Genomic DNA, 15,774 nt, shown 5'->3' on the forward strand with positions numbered 1-15,774 from the left:
CGCCGGCCGCCGGCAGGTGCGCCACATACCTCTGGAAATACCACTGGCTGCGCTCGCGCTCCGTGGGTTTGGGCAGGGCCACCACGCGGGTGTTGCGGACCGAGAGATACTCATTGATCCGCTTGATCGCCCCGTCCTTGCCGGCGGTGTCGCGGCCTTCGAAGACCACAAGGTCGCGGCGCCCCTGGGCGATGGCGTCCACCTGATATCGCACCAGGGCGATCTGCAGGGCTTCCAGCTCGTCGTCGTCGGAATTGGCCATGGCCCATTTAGACGGCTCGGAGTGATTTCGCCCAGCCCCAACCGTTGGTAGGGATGCGGGATGATCCGTCTCTATGTGCCGCATGATCTGGCGCCGGGCGCCCAGCTCACCCTCGATGAGGGCCAGAGCCGCTATCTGTCGGCGGTCATGCGCCAGACGGTGGGCGACACACTGGCGGTGTTCAACGGCCGTGACGGTGAGTGGCGGGCTTCCGTCGCCACGGTGGGCAAGCGGGCGGTCACGCTCACGGCGCTCTCCTGCGCGCGGCCCCAGGACGTGGGGCCCGACCTCGATCTGGTGATCGCCCTGGTCAAGCGTGGCCGGCTGGAAACCATCATCGAAAAGGCTGCGGAGCTGGGCGCGCGTCGCGTACGTCTGGTGACCACCGAACGCACCAACGCCGACCACATCCGCGTCGAGCGCCTGCGCGCCATCGCCATGGAAGCCGCCGAACAAACCGGGCGGCTGGATGTGCCGCAGATTGCGGAGCCCGTGAAACTCGACCGCCTGCTGGCTGATTGGGATGTGACGAGACGCCTGCTGTTCTGCGACGAGGCCGGCGATGCGCCAACCGTGCTGGAGGCCGTCACCACGCCTGGCCCGTGGGCCATTCTGATCGGGCCGGAGGGGGGCTTTTCCCCCGGCGAACGCGACCGGTTGCGGGCCTTGCCCTATGCTGCCGCCGCCACCCTGGGCCCCAGGATCCTCCGCGCCGACACCGCCGCCATCAGCGCACTGACGCTCTGGCAGGCGGCGGTGGGGGATTGGCGCTAATCCTCCCCGAACACGCTGTCCTCGGGCGCATCGGTGGGGCTTTCGAATTCCAGCCGGTAGCCGTCGGGGTCGTCGAAGCCGGCCAGCCACATGCCGTTGCCCACTTCCGGCGGCGGGGCGTCCAGGCCGCGCGCGGTCGCCTCGGTCCAGACCGCCGTGGCGTCCTCGCAAGGGAAATAGATCGTCACGCCTTCGCCCACCGGCCCGGCGGCGATCCAGGCGTCCTGGCCCTTGGGTTTGAACTGCTGGAGCCGGAGCGTAGCTCCGCCCAGCTTCAGGCTGCACCAGCGCAGCACGCCGCGGTCATCCCAGCGCTTGTCGATCTCGAAGCCGAGACCCTCTACGTAGAAGGCCAGCGAGGCCTTCATGTCCCGGACCCTGAAATACGGGACGGCCTCCTTCACGTTCGCGGCGGCCATCATGTCTCCAGACTGTCGTTGCAAAGACCCTATAGCCCGCCCTTGAGCTTCACGGAATTGCGCCCACCTAACCTAACAGCGTAAAGACGCGACCGCGTGAGCCTCTTTGAGTGTTGCCGCGTTATCTCGGGGGAGGATTTGCGAATGGCCGACGTGGTGAGCGATGATCGCCCCCTTGTCTTTGAAGACCTGGTGGGCTGGATGGCCGAGGGCGGCAAGCCCGCCAGCGCCTGGCGCGTAGGTGCCGAGCACGAGAAGTTCGTCTACCGCCTGGCCGACAATTCGCCAGTGGCCTACGAGCCCCGCGGCATCAAGGCGCTGTTGGACGGCCTGACCCGCTTCGGCTGGACGCCGTTGATGGAAGGCGAGAACGTCATCGCCCTGGAACGTGGGCTTGCCAATGTCAGCCTGGAGCCGGGCGGTCAGTTCGAGCTCTCGGGTGCGCCGCTGGAGACCGTCCACGACATCTGCGAGGAGACCGGCAACCACCTCACTGAGGTCAAACAGGTGGCCGACGAACTTGGCCTGGGGTTCCTGGGTTTGGGCTACAGCCCGATCTGGCGGCGCGACCAGGTGCCGGTGATGCCCAAGGGCCGCTACAAGATCATGCGGGAATACATGCCCAAGGTGGGCAATCTCGGCCTCGACATGATGTTCCGCACCTGCACGGTACAGGCCAACCTCGACTTCGCCGACGAAGCCGACATGGTGGCCAAGTTCCGTACGTCGCTGGCGCTACAGCCGATCTGCACGGCGCTGTTCGCCAACTCGCCGTTCATCGAAGGCAAGCCGTCAGGCTTTGTTTCGGCCCGGGCCAACGTCTGGACAGATACCGATCCCGATCGGACCGGCATGCTGGATTTCGTATTCCGGGACGGGTTCAACTTCGAGTCCTACGCCCGCTATGCGCTGAAGGTGCCGATGTATTTCGTCAAGCGCGGCGATCGCTACATCGACGTAGCCGGGCGCTCCTTCGTGGACTTCATGGAGGGCAAGCTGCCGGAGTTGCCGGGAGAGCGGCCGACCATCAAGGACTGGGCCGACCACATGACCACCATCTTCCCGGAGGTGCGGCTCAAGAAGTACCTGGAGATGCGCGGCGCCGATGCAGGACCCTGGAGCCGTCTCTGCGCCCTGCCGGCGCTGTGGATGGGGATCTTCTACGATGCGCCCGCGCTGGCGGCGGCCTGGGACCTCTGCAAGGACTGGAACATCGAGGACCATGAGCGCCTGCGCGCCGACGTGGCCCGGGTGGGTCTGAAGGCGCAGATCGCCGGGCGCAGCGTGCAGGACGTGGCGAAGGACATGCTGTCGATCTCGCGATCGGGCCTGAAGAACCGCAACCGCCTGTCCGGCGGCATGGTGGACGAGACCGGCTACCTCTCCGAACTGGACCAGATCGCCGATAGCGGGATCACGCCTGCCGAGCGTCTGCTGGAGCTCTACAACACCCGCTGGGAAGGCGACGCCAGCCGCGTGTTTGCGGATTTCGCCTACTAGGCGACCGCATAAGAGAGATTAATTCTTTCCTTCTCTGGATAGAGAGAAAAATTCTGGATCCATCATCATCCGGAGAGTGAATTTCTCTGATTTCCCTCGGTGCGTGGAAATTTGGGAGAAGATTTTCTCCGGTCACCCCGGCATCCTGTCGCCGTATTCAGGATGACAGGCGGCCCCATGCTCAAGGCGTTTACCCAGCACCCCGAAACGGTCGGCGAGACCTATTTCGAGCATCTGGTTTCGGCGAGCGGCTATGCGGCGACGATGGCCGCGGGTGCCGTGGCCTGCCTGCTGCACGGCATCTTTCCGTTTGCGTTTCAGGCCTCGGGCAGCCGACGTATTCGCGAACTGCACCACCGGATGGTGACGCATCGCACCGCCGGCAAGACCCGGGGGGAGCCGGGCCTAACGGGCTGGTGTCCCGAGATCTGAGGTCTCGCTACCAGATGTTTACGCGCTGCTCCGGCGGGATGTAGAGCTTGTCGCCGGGCTTGATATCCCAGGCGTCGTACCAGGCCTGGATGTTTCGAAGTGGGCCCATCACCCGGTAGAACGACGGCGCGTGCGGACCGGTGGCGATCTGAGCGCGGGTGAAGTCCTCGCGGGCCTTCTCGCGCCAGGCCTGGGCGTAACCCAGGAACACCCGCTGATCGCCGGTGAACCCGTCGATCACGGGCGCCGGGGCGCCCTTCAGTGAGGCGTGATAGGCGTCCAGCGCCAGCTTCAGTCCACCCAGATCGGCGATGTTCTCGCCAAGGCTCAGGGCGCCCTGCACCTTCACGCCAGGAAAGGGCTCAAAGGCGTCAAACTGCGCGGTGAGCCGACCAGCCTGCGCCTTGAACTTGGCGTCGTCCTCCGGTTGCCACCAGTCGGTCAGGACGCCGCGGGCGTCGGCCTTGCGGCCCTGATCGTCGAAGCCGTGGGTGATCTCATGGCCGATGGTCGCGCCGACGGCGCCGTAGTTCACCGCCGGGTCCGCATCCGGATCAAAGAAGGGCGGTTGCAGGTAGGCGGCGGGGAAGGCGATCTCGATATTGAACAGGTGGTAGTAGGCGTTGACGGTCTGCGGCGTCAGTCCCCACTCGGTCCGATCCACCGGCTGGTCAAAGCGTGCGACCTGGCGTCGCCACTCGAAGACACTGGATCGCATGACGTTGCCGTAGAGGTCGTCCGGCTTCATCTCCAGCGCGGAATAGTCCAGCCACTGGTCCGGATAGCCGATCTTCAAACCCAGGCGGTCCAGCTTCTCCAGCGCCTTGGCCTTGGTGGCGGGGCCCATCCACGCCAGGTTCTCGATCCGGCCGCGCATGGCGCTACGGACGTTTGTCACCAACTCCAAGGCCTTGGCCTTGGTCTCCGGCGGGAAGTAGCGGGCGACATAGACCTTGCCGACCGACTCGCCGAGCGCGCCGTCCATCCAGCGAGCGGCCCGCTTCCAGCGCGGCGCCAATTCCTTCTGACCGGCCAGTTCCTTGCCCTTGAACTCAAAGCGCGCGTCGACGAACCGCTTGGAGAGATAGGGCGCGGCGCCATCGGTCAGGTGGAACGCCTGCCAGGCCTTCAGCGTGTCCACCGGCGTGGCCGCATAGATCGCGGTGATCTTCGGGAAGGCCGGCTTGCTCCAGACAATGATCTTGTCGGCTTTCGGCAGGTCGGCCGCGGCCAGATAGGACTTCCAGTCGAAGTCGGGCGTATAGGCGGCCAGCTCGGCCGGGGTCATCGGATTGTAGGTCTTGTCCCGGTCTCGCTGCTCGACGCGGGTCATGCTGACCTCGGCCATTTTCGTCTCGAAAGCGACGATGGCCCTGGCGTTCTCGGCCGGCTTATCCCAGCCGATCATCGTCAGCATCCGGGCGATATAGGCCTCGTACTTGACCTTCTTGTCGGCGAAGCTGGCCTGCAGGTAGTAGTCGCGGTCAGGCAGGCCCAGCCCCGAATTCGACGTCAGCAGCACGTAGCGGTCCGGCGCCTTGGAATCGAGGAAGATCTGGACCGGCAGGACCGAGGTAAATCCCGTGGTGTTCGACTTCGCCATCAGGGCGGTGAAGTCGGCCCTGCTCTTCACCTTGCGGATCATCGCCAGCTCCGGCGCCAACGGCCTGGCGTCCAGCGCTTCGACGCGAGCTTCATCCATGAAAGCGCCATAGGCAGCGGCGATCTTGGCCGCGTCGGGGTGGTCCAGCTTGCCGGCGACGGCGTCGTCCAGAATGGCGCGGACGCGCGCCTCCGACAGTGCCTGCAGCGCATCGCCAGACCCATACCGGACGCGGTCGGCGGGGATTTCCGTGCGCTCGGCCCATTTGCCGTTGACGAAGGCATAGAAGTCATCGCCGGGCTTCACCGAGCGATCCATCCCGCTCAGGTCAAAGCCCCAGGTTCCGAATTTCGGTGAGGCGAGCGACTCGGCGGTCGCGCCGCCCGTCGGGCTGGCAGCCGCCGCGGCTTGCGCGTCGGGCGCATGGTCGTGCCCTTCATGGGCCCGGGCGACGCCAACCGAAAGGGCCAGAAGCGCGGCGGCGCTGGTCGCCATCAGGCGGGTGCGGAACATCTGGGCCATAGGTCTTCTCATTGAGGTCGCAGCGAATATGATTCCGGCGTCACCGCGAATTAAGACAAATCTGCGGCTTTACCAGTCCAGCGTGCATTACAGTTCTGTCAGACTTGACCTGTCAGCCTGCGCCGGTGATGGGTCAGGCGATCGGGGGAGATCAATATGGTCCGGTTTTTCGTTGCGCTTTTCGCCTTGGCTTTGGCCCTGCCTGCGGCTGCCGCCCAGCCGCCGCGCGTCAGCATCAGTGACTACGGCCAGCTCAAGACACCGCTGCCCTATCCGTATGATGAAGCCGCCAATGCTTCGGCCCAGACGGACAAGGCCCTGGCGAAGGCCAAGGCGGGCAAGAAGCTTTTGATGATCAAGATGGGCGGAAACTGGTGCGGCGACTGCCGGATCCTGCAGGCCACCATGGACCTGCCCGAGATGAAAGCCTTCCTGGGCCGCCACTACGAGATGATCAGCATTGACGTGGGCCGCATGGACAAGAACCTGCAGGTGCCCGCCCGCTTCGGCGTGAAGGACAAGCTGGAAGGCGTGCCCGCGATCCTGATCGTCGACCCGGCCAGCGGCAAGCAACTGGTCGCGCGCGCCGATGTCGCCGCCCTGGCCGACGCGCGCCACATGACCCCCCAGGCGCTGGCCAACTGGCTGGCGAAGTATACGCGGTAGGAAACAATGACCGATTCTCAGTTGCAGCCCGTCACCGCCCTGCACTGGGGGGTGAAGACGAGCTTCCGGGGTTACGTGGCGATGATGGGCGGGGTGACCGAGGTTGGCGGCGGCGCCGAACTCGCCACAGACGGGGGCTTCACCTTTGCCGCTGCTCCGGACAGCGACCTTGCGCTGGCCGCGGATGGGTTACTGACAGGTCAGGGGCGGTTCCTGGGTGAGGTGCGGTTCGAGGCGCACGGCGGCATGCTGAAGGTGTTCCTGGCCGATCCGGCCATAGAGATCACAGCGACCGGCGCAGTCCTGACCGTGGCCGACAGCACCGCGCGGACCCGCCGCGTGGAGATCGCCAAGCTCGATCTGGCCGCAATCACGGGGGGCGAGCCAGGCGAGACCTCGATACCAACCTCGCTGACGATGGACGGGAGTTTCGTGCTCGGGGACCATTATCCACCCACGACGGCGCTGGATCCCGCCAGGCTCACTGTCGCGGCGCGCTGATCGCTGCGCTCAGTCCGCCCGGTAGACCACCTTGCCGTCCACCACGGTCAGGACCGCCCGGCCCTTGGGGATCTCGGCTTCCGGCGCGGTCATCAGGTCGACGGAAAAGGCCGACAGGTCGGCGATCCTGCCCACCTCGATCGTGCCCAGTTCGTTCTCGGCGAAGCTGGCCCAGGCGGCCTCCGAGGTGAACAGTTTCAGCGCTTCGGCGCGGGAGAGTTTCTGTTCCGGTTGCCAGTCGGGCGCCGAGAACCCGCTGAGGTCCTTGCGGGCCACGGCGGCATAGAACTCGATCAGCGGATCGCCACGCTCCACCGGCGCGTCGGATCCACCCACCACGCGGGCCCCGGCTTTCAGCATGTCCTTCCAGGCGTAGGCGCCGGCCAGCCGGGCCTCGCCCAGGCGCGCGGGGGCAAAGTGCAGGTCACCGATAGCGTGGCTGGGCTGCATCGAGGCGATGACCCCCATGGCCGCGAAGCGCGGGATGTCGGCGGGCCGCACGATCTGGGAATGCTCGATCCGCCAGCGCAGTTTCGATGCGTCCTGACCGGCGTAGAGGTCCAGCACATTGGCGTTGCCGCGGTCGCCGATGGCGTGTGTGGCGACCTGTATGCCGGCAGCCCTGGCCTTTGCCATGGAGGCGCGCATGGTCTCGGGCGACGTCACCACCAGGCCGCTGGTGGTGGGCGCGTCGGCATAGGGGGCGAACAGCGCCGCACCGCGGGACCCCAGAGCCCCGTCCTCGTAGAGCTTGATCGCCCGGGTGGTGATCCGTCCGGATCTGGAGGCGCGCGGGCCTGTGGTGAACAGTGGCCCGGCCTGGTCGCCGTCCACGGCGTTGTACACCCGCAAGGCGGCCTTGCCCTCGGCGTCCATGGCCTCCAGCAGCGACACATCGGCCCAGTCGACGCTCATGGAATGGACGCCGGTCCAGCCGTAGGCCGCTTCCACCTTGAAGGCCGCCTCGAAGGCTGCCCGACGATCAGCCTCGGTCGGGGCGGTCCGGAGCTTGCGGATCAGACCCATGGCGTTATCGACGAACACGCCGGTCAGGCGACCCTGGGCGTCCTTCAGGATCGCACCGCCGTCGGGCGCCGGCGTAGCCTCGGTGATCCCGGCGGCCTTCAGCGCGGCGGTATTGGCGGTGAGCGCGTGGCCATCCGCGCGGACTAAAATAACAGGCTGATCGGGCGCGATCGGGTCCAGATCGTCGCGGTTGAGGAACCGGCCCTCGGGCCATCCGGTTTCGATCCAGCCGCGCCCGAACACGGGTCCCGCCGGCTTGCGCTGGGCCAGGTAGGCCTTCACCCGCGCCGTAGCCTCTGCGGCGGATTTCGAGCCTTCCAGGTTCAGGCTCAGCTCGCGCTCCCCGATCCCGCGCAGGTGGGCGTGTCCATCGGTAAAGCCCGGAAACAGCGCTGCGCCCTTCAGGTCGATCACCTGGGTGTTCGGGCCCAGCTTCGCCTGGGCGCCAGCCTTCGACCCCACATAGACGATCTTGCCGCCAGCGACCGCGACCGCGTCCACGGCCTTCGGCGCAACCCCGGTATAGACCGGCCCGCCCCAGATCATCAGGTCGGCCGGCTGGGCGGCGGCGGGGGTGGCCAGGAGGGTGGCGAGGAGGAAAAGACGGCGGTTCATCCCGTCAGGCTAAGGCCTCCGGCACACCTGCGCCAGCCGCCTGGCGCGCAGAATTGTCGGCAAGACCGACTTGACGCAAAAGCATGCAGGGTCTTCGAAAGCTGTCTGATCAGGAGCGCTTGCCGTGACACCCGACGAGATGAAAGCCATCGTGATGTCGTTCCCCGGCGCCGAGGAGGGGATGAGCTACGGCAGCCCCGCCTTCAAGGTGAACGGCAAGTTCTTCACCCGTCTGCGGCGTGAGGACGCCAGTGTGGTGCTGGTGGATATCAGCGCCGACGAGCGCGACATGCTGATGGAGGCCGAACCCGCTACCTTCCACATTACGCCGCACTACAAGGACTATCCCAGCGTGCTCGCCCGCATCGAGACCCTGCACCCCGGCTCGTTCCGGAATTTCCTGGAGCGGCGGTTCCGGAAGGTGGCGAAGAAGAGCGTGGTGAAGGCGTGGGAGGCGGAGCAGGCCGCCTGAAGGATAGAAGGCGACGCTCGGCGCCATCAAGTAGAGCTGCGGCCTCCGCGCACGAAAACGCCGCCGATCCTGCGACCGGCGGCGCATATGCGTCGGGCTCCTGGGGTTACGCCGCCAGCGTACGGCGACGGCGGATCACAGAACCGGCAGCGCCGAAGCCGATGATCATCATGGCCCAGGTGGCGGGCTCGGGAATGGCGGCCGATGAGACGGTCGCCGTGTACTCTACAGAGTCATACAGATTGAAGCGGGTCAGAGGGACACATCCAGGACAGGTCCGGGCGCCATTGTGATCGACCGAAAAATCGATCGTGCCACCCGCCGCCAGGGTGAATGTCTGGGTCAGCGTCTGGTAGGTGAATGATTGAGCCTGCAGTTCCGGAGTCCAGGTCGGCAAATCCTTGGTATCAGTATTCAGCAACATCCTCACGCCGTCCCGGCGATAATCTGGAAAGCCGCCGGTAGCTATCTGGCATCCGTTGCAGGTGAAGGGATTGCTGGCCGGGTCTATCAGCCTGACCTGGAATGTCGCTGTGTAATCGCCCGCAGTCGGAGCGGTGAAGCGAAGGTTGGCGAACGCCTGATCCGCGACGCAGGTATTTGCGCCGGCATCAACGCAGCCCGGGTGCATGGAGCCCGCGCCGACCAAAAGATACACTCCGCCATCTGGCCCTTGATACCGCGTGCCATTCCAGGCGCCTTCGGTAAACGTTCCCCCGGCCCCATCCAGTCGACCGTATCGCCAGACGCCGGTGGTCCCACCCTGAACGCTGCTGAACTCGGCGCCGGCGACATAGACCGCTGCGGAGGCGCCGCCAGCTGCGCTGAAGAGGGCGAATGCCGCGGCTAGGGCGGTCGCCGTGGTTTTCAAAACATTCATGCTTTTATCTTTCGCCCGAGTTTCAACTGTAAGCAGGCCGAATCCCAACAGCTTCAGGAAATGCAATCGATAGACAGACCCTGCAGTATTGGGAGTCAAGTAGACTCGCCTCTCAGGGGAATAACCGGAAAATCCCCGGTTGAGCCAGAGCCCGCTCACCATGTTCCGGTCACCGGCGAGCCCAAGTCTCCATTGGTTCAGACCCGGGAATTCGTCGACGATCCAACGGCGAATGACGGAAATCGCCCAAGAGGCGCGCAGGCCGATCATCAAAGGGGCGGCGTCGCTCTTTTCCTCTGCTGAGGGCGTTTCATCGGAACTGGATCGACGTGATCTGCTTCATCAATGCCTCCAACTCAGCGCCCAAATTGGAGACCTTGTTCGAGTCGGACTTCCTGCAGTTCATGGATGGAACCGGCTCAGTTCAGGGACTGACGTCAGGACTCATCCACATCTGACGGAACCCTCAGTTTCCGCAGCCCAGTGCAACGCGATTTGACCGTTTTTGGCGCTGCGAAGTCCTCTGTTGTCCCTTTCGAATCACACGCCCTTCGTTCATCCAAGTAATACTACGGATTTTGGGGCTCATGAACGTGATTGCGACCTATAAAGGCGGATCCACCGAGCTTATTGGGATAAAGAGACACGAATTCCGAAAAACTCTGATAGTAAAAATTTCCGAATTTACTATCTCATACCGAGCCGAAAAAGTCAGTTCGTATTTCGAATAGTTGCGGTCATACAGAATGGCGTATGACTCAATATCCAAATCAATGCGTTACGACCGGATCAACGTGCTGGTCGTCGATGACAATCGCCACATGAGATTGATCATTGTTACGATTCTACGGTCCTTTGGTGTCCAGAAAATATTTGAGTGTCGTGATGGAACAGAAGGACTCCTCGCGATGCAACGTCACTCGATCGACGTTGTCATGACCGACCTAAAGATGTGGCCGATGGATGGCATTGAGTTTGTCCGCAAGCTACGCAGCGGGACCTGCAGTCGCAGCAGGGAGGTGCCGGTTGTCATGATCAGTGCGGATGCTACCCTGGCACGAATTACGGAAGCCCGCGACGCCAGCGTCGATCAGTTCCTAGCGAAGCCCTTTTCGCCACGTCGCCTTGTCCAGGCGTTGCATCATGCGATCCTCTATCCGCGACCCAACGTGGTTTACGTGGAGGTTGTGATTGATTGAATGGCCAATTCCATTTGATGTATCGTATTGGTGCCAGTTCGCGTGGTGGAGACAAACGGAATACTGTTTATCATGAATATTTGGTCTAAGTATCAAATATACTAGGTCATTTTCTGCACGCCATCCATTATGACGGAGAATATATCCTTTCCATCTGCATTTCGCTCAGCACTATGGAGCTTTCGATATTCATGTGGAGTGCATCCGACTGACCCCTGAAAAAAGCGGCGGAAGGCACGCTCGTCTGACAATCCTATTTCCGTAGCAATTTCGCCCATAGATTTATCAGTCGTCGATATAAGCAATATTGCGTTCGCAGCTTTGATATTGCGTTTCAGATCACGAAGGCTAACATTACTTTCTTCAAGCGCGATACGGCGCTTTTGTCGGACTCCAATATTACGTGAAATGGCTCGTTTCTCAATTCTTTGCAGAATTACCTCGGCTTCTATCCGCAGTTTCCCGTCGGTATTGCCGCGGGCCGCACCTTTTTCGATAAACAATCCCCAACGGATCGCATTGCTAAGGGCCGAAGTCTCGAATGTTGAACGCCGAGGTAGATCCAGTAAATTGATATCAAGCTGAAATCCAGTCAATTTACCATATTCTACAGGACAATTGCCATCCTGGTTGTAATCCATGAAACCAGTATAAATTGTAGATCTAGAGTAAAGCTTTTTTATCTGAAACTTTTGTCCTACAAAGGCCTGCATTGCAAATAAAAATATTAGAATACCATTAAGTTCAACAGCAGCAGAATGCTCTTCATCTATACCATTAACTATTATTGAAAATATACAATCATCATCGACATACTTTATATCAACCCATTGTTGAGGGGAAATTTTTGTAGAAATATCCTTTAATATATTCATTGCATCTCGAAGATTATGACCAGAATGCATAATACTCAAAAGGAGATTCATAGAACCAATTGGTAGAGATAAATTTGAATGACCATAGTATTCGTCTTGCAATAAGAGAACGGCTCTCACAAGAAGGACTTTAAGCTCGGTCGGAGCATAGTGAGATTTATCAGGATCTAGTCCCGCATCCACCAGGAGTGCATGGAAATTTTCCGGCGTCGGCGCGGCCATGCTCATCTGGAATTCGACCCATTGTCTGGGAATTAGTCCCAGGCTCATGATCTTTTACCTCTGCGGTCTTCGCGAGGTTTAGGGAGCCAAGTGAGCGTCTCCGATTGCACGTCGTTCATGCCGAGATTGCGGCAGATAACGGGAAGGCTGAGATTTTCGTGCGGTCTACGCCAGGATCGCAATAAAATCAGCATGGTCCTACCGAACTCTCGAGGATTGACGACGCCGCCAGACTTACGGCCATAACCGCATAAGCCACCGGCCCGATCACATGAGACGGTCACAATGACGGTTCAGCGTTTCGTCATCGTGAAGTTTTCGAACCGAGGTTCGAGGCGGGCTGAAGCGGTGCCAGACCGGTCATCAATGTCAGGCCGCGACTGAAACCGACCGCAGGCGGCACACGGTATTGCCGCCCTTGCCGCTGATGGTAGCGGTTGGCAGTCCGCGTCGCGTGACGCCATCGACGGAGCCGAGTGCAGCGCGGGGGACCCCTGAGACGGTGGGTGCTGGAAACTACTTCCATCAGACCGGACATGCCGTCGATTCGATGACCGACGGCGTTTCATCGTCCGTCGTGATATTCAGGCCGTGATCACCGCGCGGCGCCGCCGGAGCGCCGCGCCAGCCAGGCCGAATCCGCAGATCATCAGCGCCCAGGACGTAGGTTCCGGAACCGCGCCGAAGCCCGCCTTGAAATAGGCGTCGCTCGTGTCGGTCGTAGGGATCCACGCTTGTGTATACAGGTTCCCAAAATCCAGTGCGGACCTATTATATACGAAGTTCCCAGCGATATTTGTATTCGCAATAGGCATGTAGTACTTGCTCTTGGGCTGTCTTGACAGTTCCGAGATACTGATGAATGCCACATAGGTCACGCCTTGTGTGACGGTGATGCCGCCTGTATCAAAAACGAATTCAACGAGGTTGTCATCATTTACGCTGCGCGTGCCGCTTGTATAAAGAAGCGATCCCAGCTTATCGCCGGTCCAGGTTCCGACATAGCCCGTCAAGTCCAGCGAGCCATTGCCTTCGGAACGATTGCCGAGAAAGAGCGAGAAGTTGTTCATCGTCGAACCGCCGGCCACGAAGGTCTGGCCAAGGGAGGTCGATCCGCCTGGCAAACCGAATTCGACGCCACTGTAGTTGCTGATACCGCCGGGCGTGTTGTCAATATCCAGGGCGAATGCGGAGCCTGCCATGAGCATGCTGGCTGCCAGGGCCGCGGCGGCCGAACGGCCGATGTTCGACGTCATTAGACTAGATCCGTTGCAAAAAACTCACTTCGGACAAGGGGTCATAGACAGGGACCTTGATCGAGGACCATTTCGGCCAATGTCGAGGACCCAAATACTGAAAGTACGGTGAATCCTCACGCAACTCCGGAATCAGGGGCATCCCTTGGGTGCTGTGCCGTGAGATTCTCCGCGGCGTCTCGACTGTGACAAACGCCTCCGATAGCCCGCCGTCCCAAGCTCGGTAATCCGTTCCGCTGGGGCTCGAAAGCGGCCACCAGCCCGAGGCCGACAGGCCGACCCTGGCCAAGGCTCCGCAGGACGCCAGTGTCTGGACCTATCAACCCGGCCCTGGAACTCATCGGCGATCGCCGGGCGGAAGGTCTCGAACACCTCGCGCATCTGCTGCTCGGGCGGCGCCTCCGGCTCAGGGGCGATCAGCTCAGGCGAAATGCTCGCCGTCAGCCACCCTTCCACGGCGCCGTGCTGTACCAGCAACAGCTCCTCACCGTCGCCAAGGGTGCTCAGCAGGTCCGCAATCTTCGGCGGCAGGTCGTCAAGATCGAGGTGGGTATGTCGCCATCCTAGACCGCTTCCGGCGAGACGGGTACACCGCCGCATGGCCTATAAATCCCTGCGCGAATTCCTGGACAAGCTGGAGGCGGCCGGCGAACTGGTCCGCGTGACCGAGCCGGTCTCCACCGTCCTTGAGATGACCGAGATCCAGCGGCGACTGCTGCGCGATGGCGGACCCGCCGTGCTGTTCGAGAATGTGATCCGGGCCGACGGCGAGCCCTCGTCGATGCCCTGCCTCGTGAACCTGTTCGGCACGGTGAAACGCGTGGCCATGGGCGTGACGCTCGAGGGGCGCGAACGCACCACCGCTGAGGAACTGCGCGAGGTGGGTGAACTGCTGGCCTTCCTGCGTCAGCCCGAACCGCCGCGCGGGATCAAGGACGCCATGGAGATGTTGCCGCTGGCCCGCACCGTGATGTCCATGAGGCCAGCCACAGTGAAGAAGGCCCCGGTGCAGGAGATCGTGCTCAAGGGCGACGACATCGACCTGACGAAACTGCCGATCCAGACCTGCTGGCCGGGGGAGCCCGCGCCCCTGATCACCTGGCCGCTGGTGGTCACCAAGGGTCCGTCGGACAAGCGCGAGGACAACTATAACCTTGGTATCTATCGCATGCAGGTGCTGGACAAGAACCGCACCGTCATGCGCTGGCTGGCCCATCGCGGCGGCGCCCAGCATCACCGGCGCTGGAAGGCCGAGGGCAAGCGCGAGCCGCTGCCCGCCTGCGCGGTGATCGGCGCCGATCCCGGGACCATCCTGGCCGCCGTGACGCCCGTGCCGGACACGCTGTCGGAGTACCAGTTCGCGGGCCTGCTGCGCGGCTCGAAGCTGGACCTCGTGCCCGCCAAGACCGTGCCGCTGATGGTGCCGGCACAGGCCGAGATCGTGCTGGAAGGCCATGTGCTGCTGGATGACTACGCCGATGAGGGGCCCTACGGCGACCACACCGGCTACTATAACTCCGTCGAGAAGTTCCCGATCTTCCAGGTGACCGCGATCACCATGCGGAAGAACCCGATCTATCTGACCACTTTCACGGGCCGCCCGCCGGATGAGCCCAGCGTGCTGGGCGAGGCGTTGAACGAGGTGTTCATTCCGCTGCTCCAGCAGCAGTTCCCGGAGATCGTCGACTTCTGGCTGCCCCCGGAAGGCTGCAGCTACCGCATCGCCGTCGTCTCGATGAAGAAGGGCTACCCGGGGCACGCCAAGCGCGTGATGATGGGCGTCTGGAGCTATCTGCGGCAGTTCATGTACACCAAGTGGGTCATCGTCGTGGACGACGACATCAACGCCCGCGACTGGAAGGACGTTATGTGGGCGCTGTCCACCCGTATGGATCCGGCCCGCGACATCACCGTGATCGAGAACACCCCCATCGACTATCTGGACTTTGCCTCGCCGGAGAGCGGCCTGGGTTCCAAGATCGGGCTGGACGCCACCAACAAATGGCCGCCCGAGACCCATCGCGAGTGGGGCGAGAAGCTCGGCATGGACGACGCCACCATCGCGGCGGTCACGGAGAAGTGGTCCAGATTGGGCCTGCCGGGGGATGGACGACCGGTGGAATGAGGTAAGGAGGCAAAATGGACCCCCAAGCTTCAGCACACGCCGCCGCCCTCTGGACCGGCCTGCATCTGATCCTTCTGCTTGTGCTCTCGGTGCTGGTGACCCGCCAGCGGCGCAAGCATCATATCGAGATCGGCGACGGCGGCGTTCCGGCGCTGAACCAGGCCATTCGTGCGTTTGGAAATGCGACGGAGTATGTTCCCGCCGCGCTGATCGGCCTGGCCGTTCTGGCTCTGGCCAGCGCCATGCCGCTGTTGATCCACCTGATCGGGTTTATGCTGCTGACGGGACGGGTGATGCACGCCGCCGGCCTGTCTCGCAGCACGGGCGTCTCCTGGCTGAGGACAGCGGGCGTGCTGGCGACGTGGATCGCCTACATCGCGCTGGCTGCGGCATTGTTGTTCTACGCGGTGCCATAGGGTTGTTCC

The 15,774-nt window shown here is 62.3% G+C and carries 16 protein-coding genes and 1 pseudogene; 10 read left to right on the forward strand and 7 right to left on the reverse strand.

Going from position 1 to position 15,774, the window contains the following annotated elements:
* Window positions 1–262 (reverse strand): annotated as a pseudogene (locus ACIQ42_RS02840) (polyphosphate kinase 2); the annotation flags it as partial.
* A 60-nt stretch (window positions 263–322) separates the two neighbouring features.
* Between ACIQ42_RS02840 and ACIQ42_RS02845 the strand changes: the two are divergent.
* The gene (locus ACIQ42_RS02845) at window positions 323–1,036 is read left to right on the forward strand and encodes a 16S rRNA (uracil(1498)-N(3))-methyltransferase (protein ID WP_397420708.1); all 714 of its coding nucleotides are present in this window, start codon (window positions 323–325) and stop codon (window positions 1,034–1,036) included.
* Here the strand turns inward: ACIQ42_RS02845 and ACIQ42_RS02850 are convergent.
* Window positions 1,033–1,458, reverse strand: coding sequence for a VOC family protein (locus ACIQ42_RS02850; RefSeq protein ID WP_397420709.1), 426 nt, complete (start codon window positions 1,456–1,458; stop codon window positions 1,033–1,035). The genes ACIQ42_RS02845 and ACIQ42_RS02850 overlap by 4 nt on opposite strands.
* A 141-nt stretch (window positions 1,459–1,599) precedes the next feature.
* On the opposite strand from ACIQ42_RS02850, the gene ACIQ42_RS02855 reads away from it, so the two are divergent.
* Complete coding sequence (locus ACIQ42_RS02855; protein ID WP_397420710.1) at window positions 1,600–2,955, forward strand: glutamate--cysteine ligase; 1,356 nt, start codon at window positions 1,600–1,602, stop codon at window positions 2,953–2,955.
* A 177-nt stretch (window positions 2,956–3,132) separates the two neighbouring features.
* Complete coding sequence (locus ACIQ42_RS02860; RefSeq protein ID WP_397420711.1) at window positions 3,133–3,387, forward strand: DUF6356 family protein; 255 nt, start codon at window positions 3,133–3,135, stop codon at window positions 3,385–3,387.
* A gap of 7 nt (window positions 3,388–3,394) precedes the next feature.
* Here ACIQ42_RS02860 and ACIQ42_RS02865 read toward each other — a convergent pair whose 3' ends face one another.
* Window positions 3,395–5,512 carry a M13 family metallopeptidase gene (locus ACIQ42_RS02865; protein WP_397420712.1) on the reverse strand — a complete coding sequence of 706 codons (2,118 nt, stop codon included), beginning with the start codon at window positions 5,510–5,512 and terminating at the stop codon, window positions 3,395–3,397.
* A gap of 156 nt (window positions 5,513–5,668) precedes the next feature.
* Between ACIQ42_RS02865 and ACIQ42_RS02870 the strand changes: the two genes are divergently transcribed.
* On the forward strand, window positions 5,669–6,178 hold the full coding sequence (locus ACIQ42_RS02870) for a thioredoxin family protein (protein WP_397420713.1): 510 nt from the start codon (window positions 5,669–5,671) through the stop codon (window positions 6,176–6,178).
* 6 nt (window positions 6,179–6,184) lie between these two features.
* The gene (locus ACIQ42_RS02875; RefSeq protein WP_397420714.1) at window positions 6,185–6,679 is read left to right on the forward strand and encodes an HtaA domain-containing protein; all 495 of its coding nucleotides are present in this window, start codon (window positions 6,185–6,187) and stop codon (window positions 6,677–6,679) included.
* A 9-nt stretch (window positions 6,680–6,688) separates the two neighbouring features.
* Here ACIQ42_RS02875 and ACIQ42_RS02880 read toward each other — a convergent pair whose 3' ends face one another.
* Window positions 6,689–8,320, reverse strand: a complete 1,632-nt coding sequence (locus ACIQ42_RS02880; RefSeq protein WP_397420715.1) for an amidohydrolase — start codon at window positions 8,318–8,320, stop codon at window positions 6,689–6,691.
* Window positions 8,321–8,444: 124 nt separating this feature from the next.
* On the opposite strand from ACIQ42_RS02880, the gene ACIQ42_RS02885 reads away from it, so the two are divergent.
* Window positions 8,445–8,792 (forward strand): MmcQ/YjbR family DNA-binding protein, encoded by a 348-nt coding sequence (locus ACIQ42_RS02885; protein ID WP_397420716.1) that lies wholly within the window; start codon window positions 8,445–8,447, stop codon window positions 8,790–8,792.
* A 106-nt stretch (window positions 8,793–8,898) separates the two neighbouring features.
* Here the strand turns inward: ACIQ42_RS02885 and ACIQ42_RS02890 are convergent, their stop codons facing one another.
* On the reverse strand, window positions 8,899–9,945 hold the full coding sequence (locus ACIQ42_RS02890; protein ID WP_397420717.1) for a PEPxxWA-CTERM sorting domain-containing protein: 1,047 nt from the start codon (window positions 9,943–9,945) through the stop codon (window positions 8,899–8,901).
* Window positions 9,946–10,445: 500 nt separating this feature from the next.
* Between ACIQ42_RS02890 and ACIQ42_RS02895 the strand changes: the two genes are divergently transcribed.
* The gene (locus tag ACIQ42_RS02895) at window positions 10,446–10,871 is read left to right on the forward strand and encodes a response regulator (RefSeq protein ID WP_397420718.1); all 426 of its coding nucleotides are present in this window, start codon (window positions 10,446–10,448) and stop codon (window positions 10,869–10,871) included.
* 101 nt (window positions 10,872–10,972) lie between these two features.
* On the opposite strand, the gene ACIQ42_RS02900 is transcribed toward ACIQ42_RS02895, so the two are convergent.
* Window positions 10,973–11,974 (reverse strand): helix-turn-helix domain-containing protein, encoded by a 1,002-nt coding sequence (locus tag ACIQ42_RS02900; protein WP_397420719.1) that lies wholly within the window; start codon window positions 11,972–11,974, stop codon window positions 10,973–10,975.
* 578 nt (window positions 11,975–12,552) lie between these two features.
* Entirely contained in the window at window positions 12,553–13,224 is a 672-nt protein-coding gene (locus ACIQ42_RS02905) for a PEPxxWA-CTERM sorting domain-containing protein (protein WP_397420720.1), read from the reverse strand.
* Between the two features lie 306 nt (window positions 13,225–13,530).
* Here ACIQ42_RS02905 and ACIQ42_RS02910 point away from each other — a divergent pair, with 306 nt between their 5' ends.
* From ACIQ42_RS02910 to ACIQ42_RS02920, 3 genes are read left to right on the forward strand one after another with little or no spacing between them, the layout of a single operon-like run.
* On the forward strand, window positions 13,531–13,791 hold the full coding sequence (locus ACIQ42_RS02910; RefSeq protein WP_397420721.1) for a hypothetical protein: 261 nt from the start codon (window positions 13,531–13,533) through the stop codon (window positions 13,789–13,791).
* 31 nt (window positions 13,792–13,822) lie between these two features.
* Window positions 13,823–15,349: a UbiD family decarboxylase gene (locus ACIQ42_RS02915; protein ID WP_397420722.1), complete on the forward strand. Its 1,527-nt coding sequence runs from the start codon at window positions 13,823–13,825 to the stop codon at window positions 15,347–15,349.
* 14 nt (window positions 15,350–15,363) lie between these two features.
* On the forward strand, window positions 15,364–15,765 hold the full coding sequence (locus tag ACIQ42_RS02920) for an MAPEG family protein (protein WP_397420723.1): 402 nt from the start codon (window positions 15,364–15,366) through the stop codon (window positions 15,763–15,765).
* The last annotated feature ends 9 nt before the right edge of the window (window positions 15,766–15,774 follow it).

The organism is Phenylobacterium sp., from assembly GCF_044372605.1.
GTDB lineage: Bacteria > Pseudomonadota > Alphaproteobacteria > Caulobacterales > Caulobacteraceae > Phenylobacterium.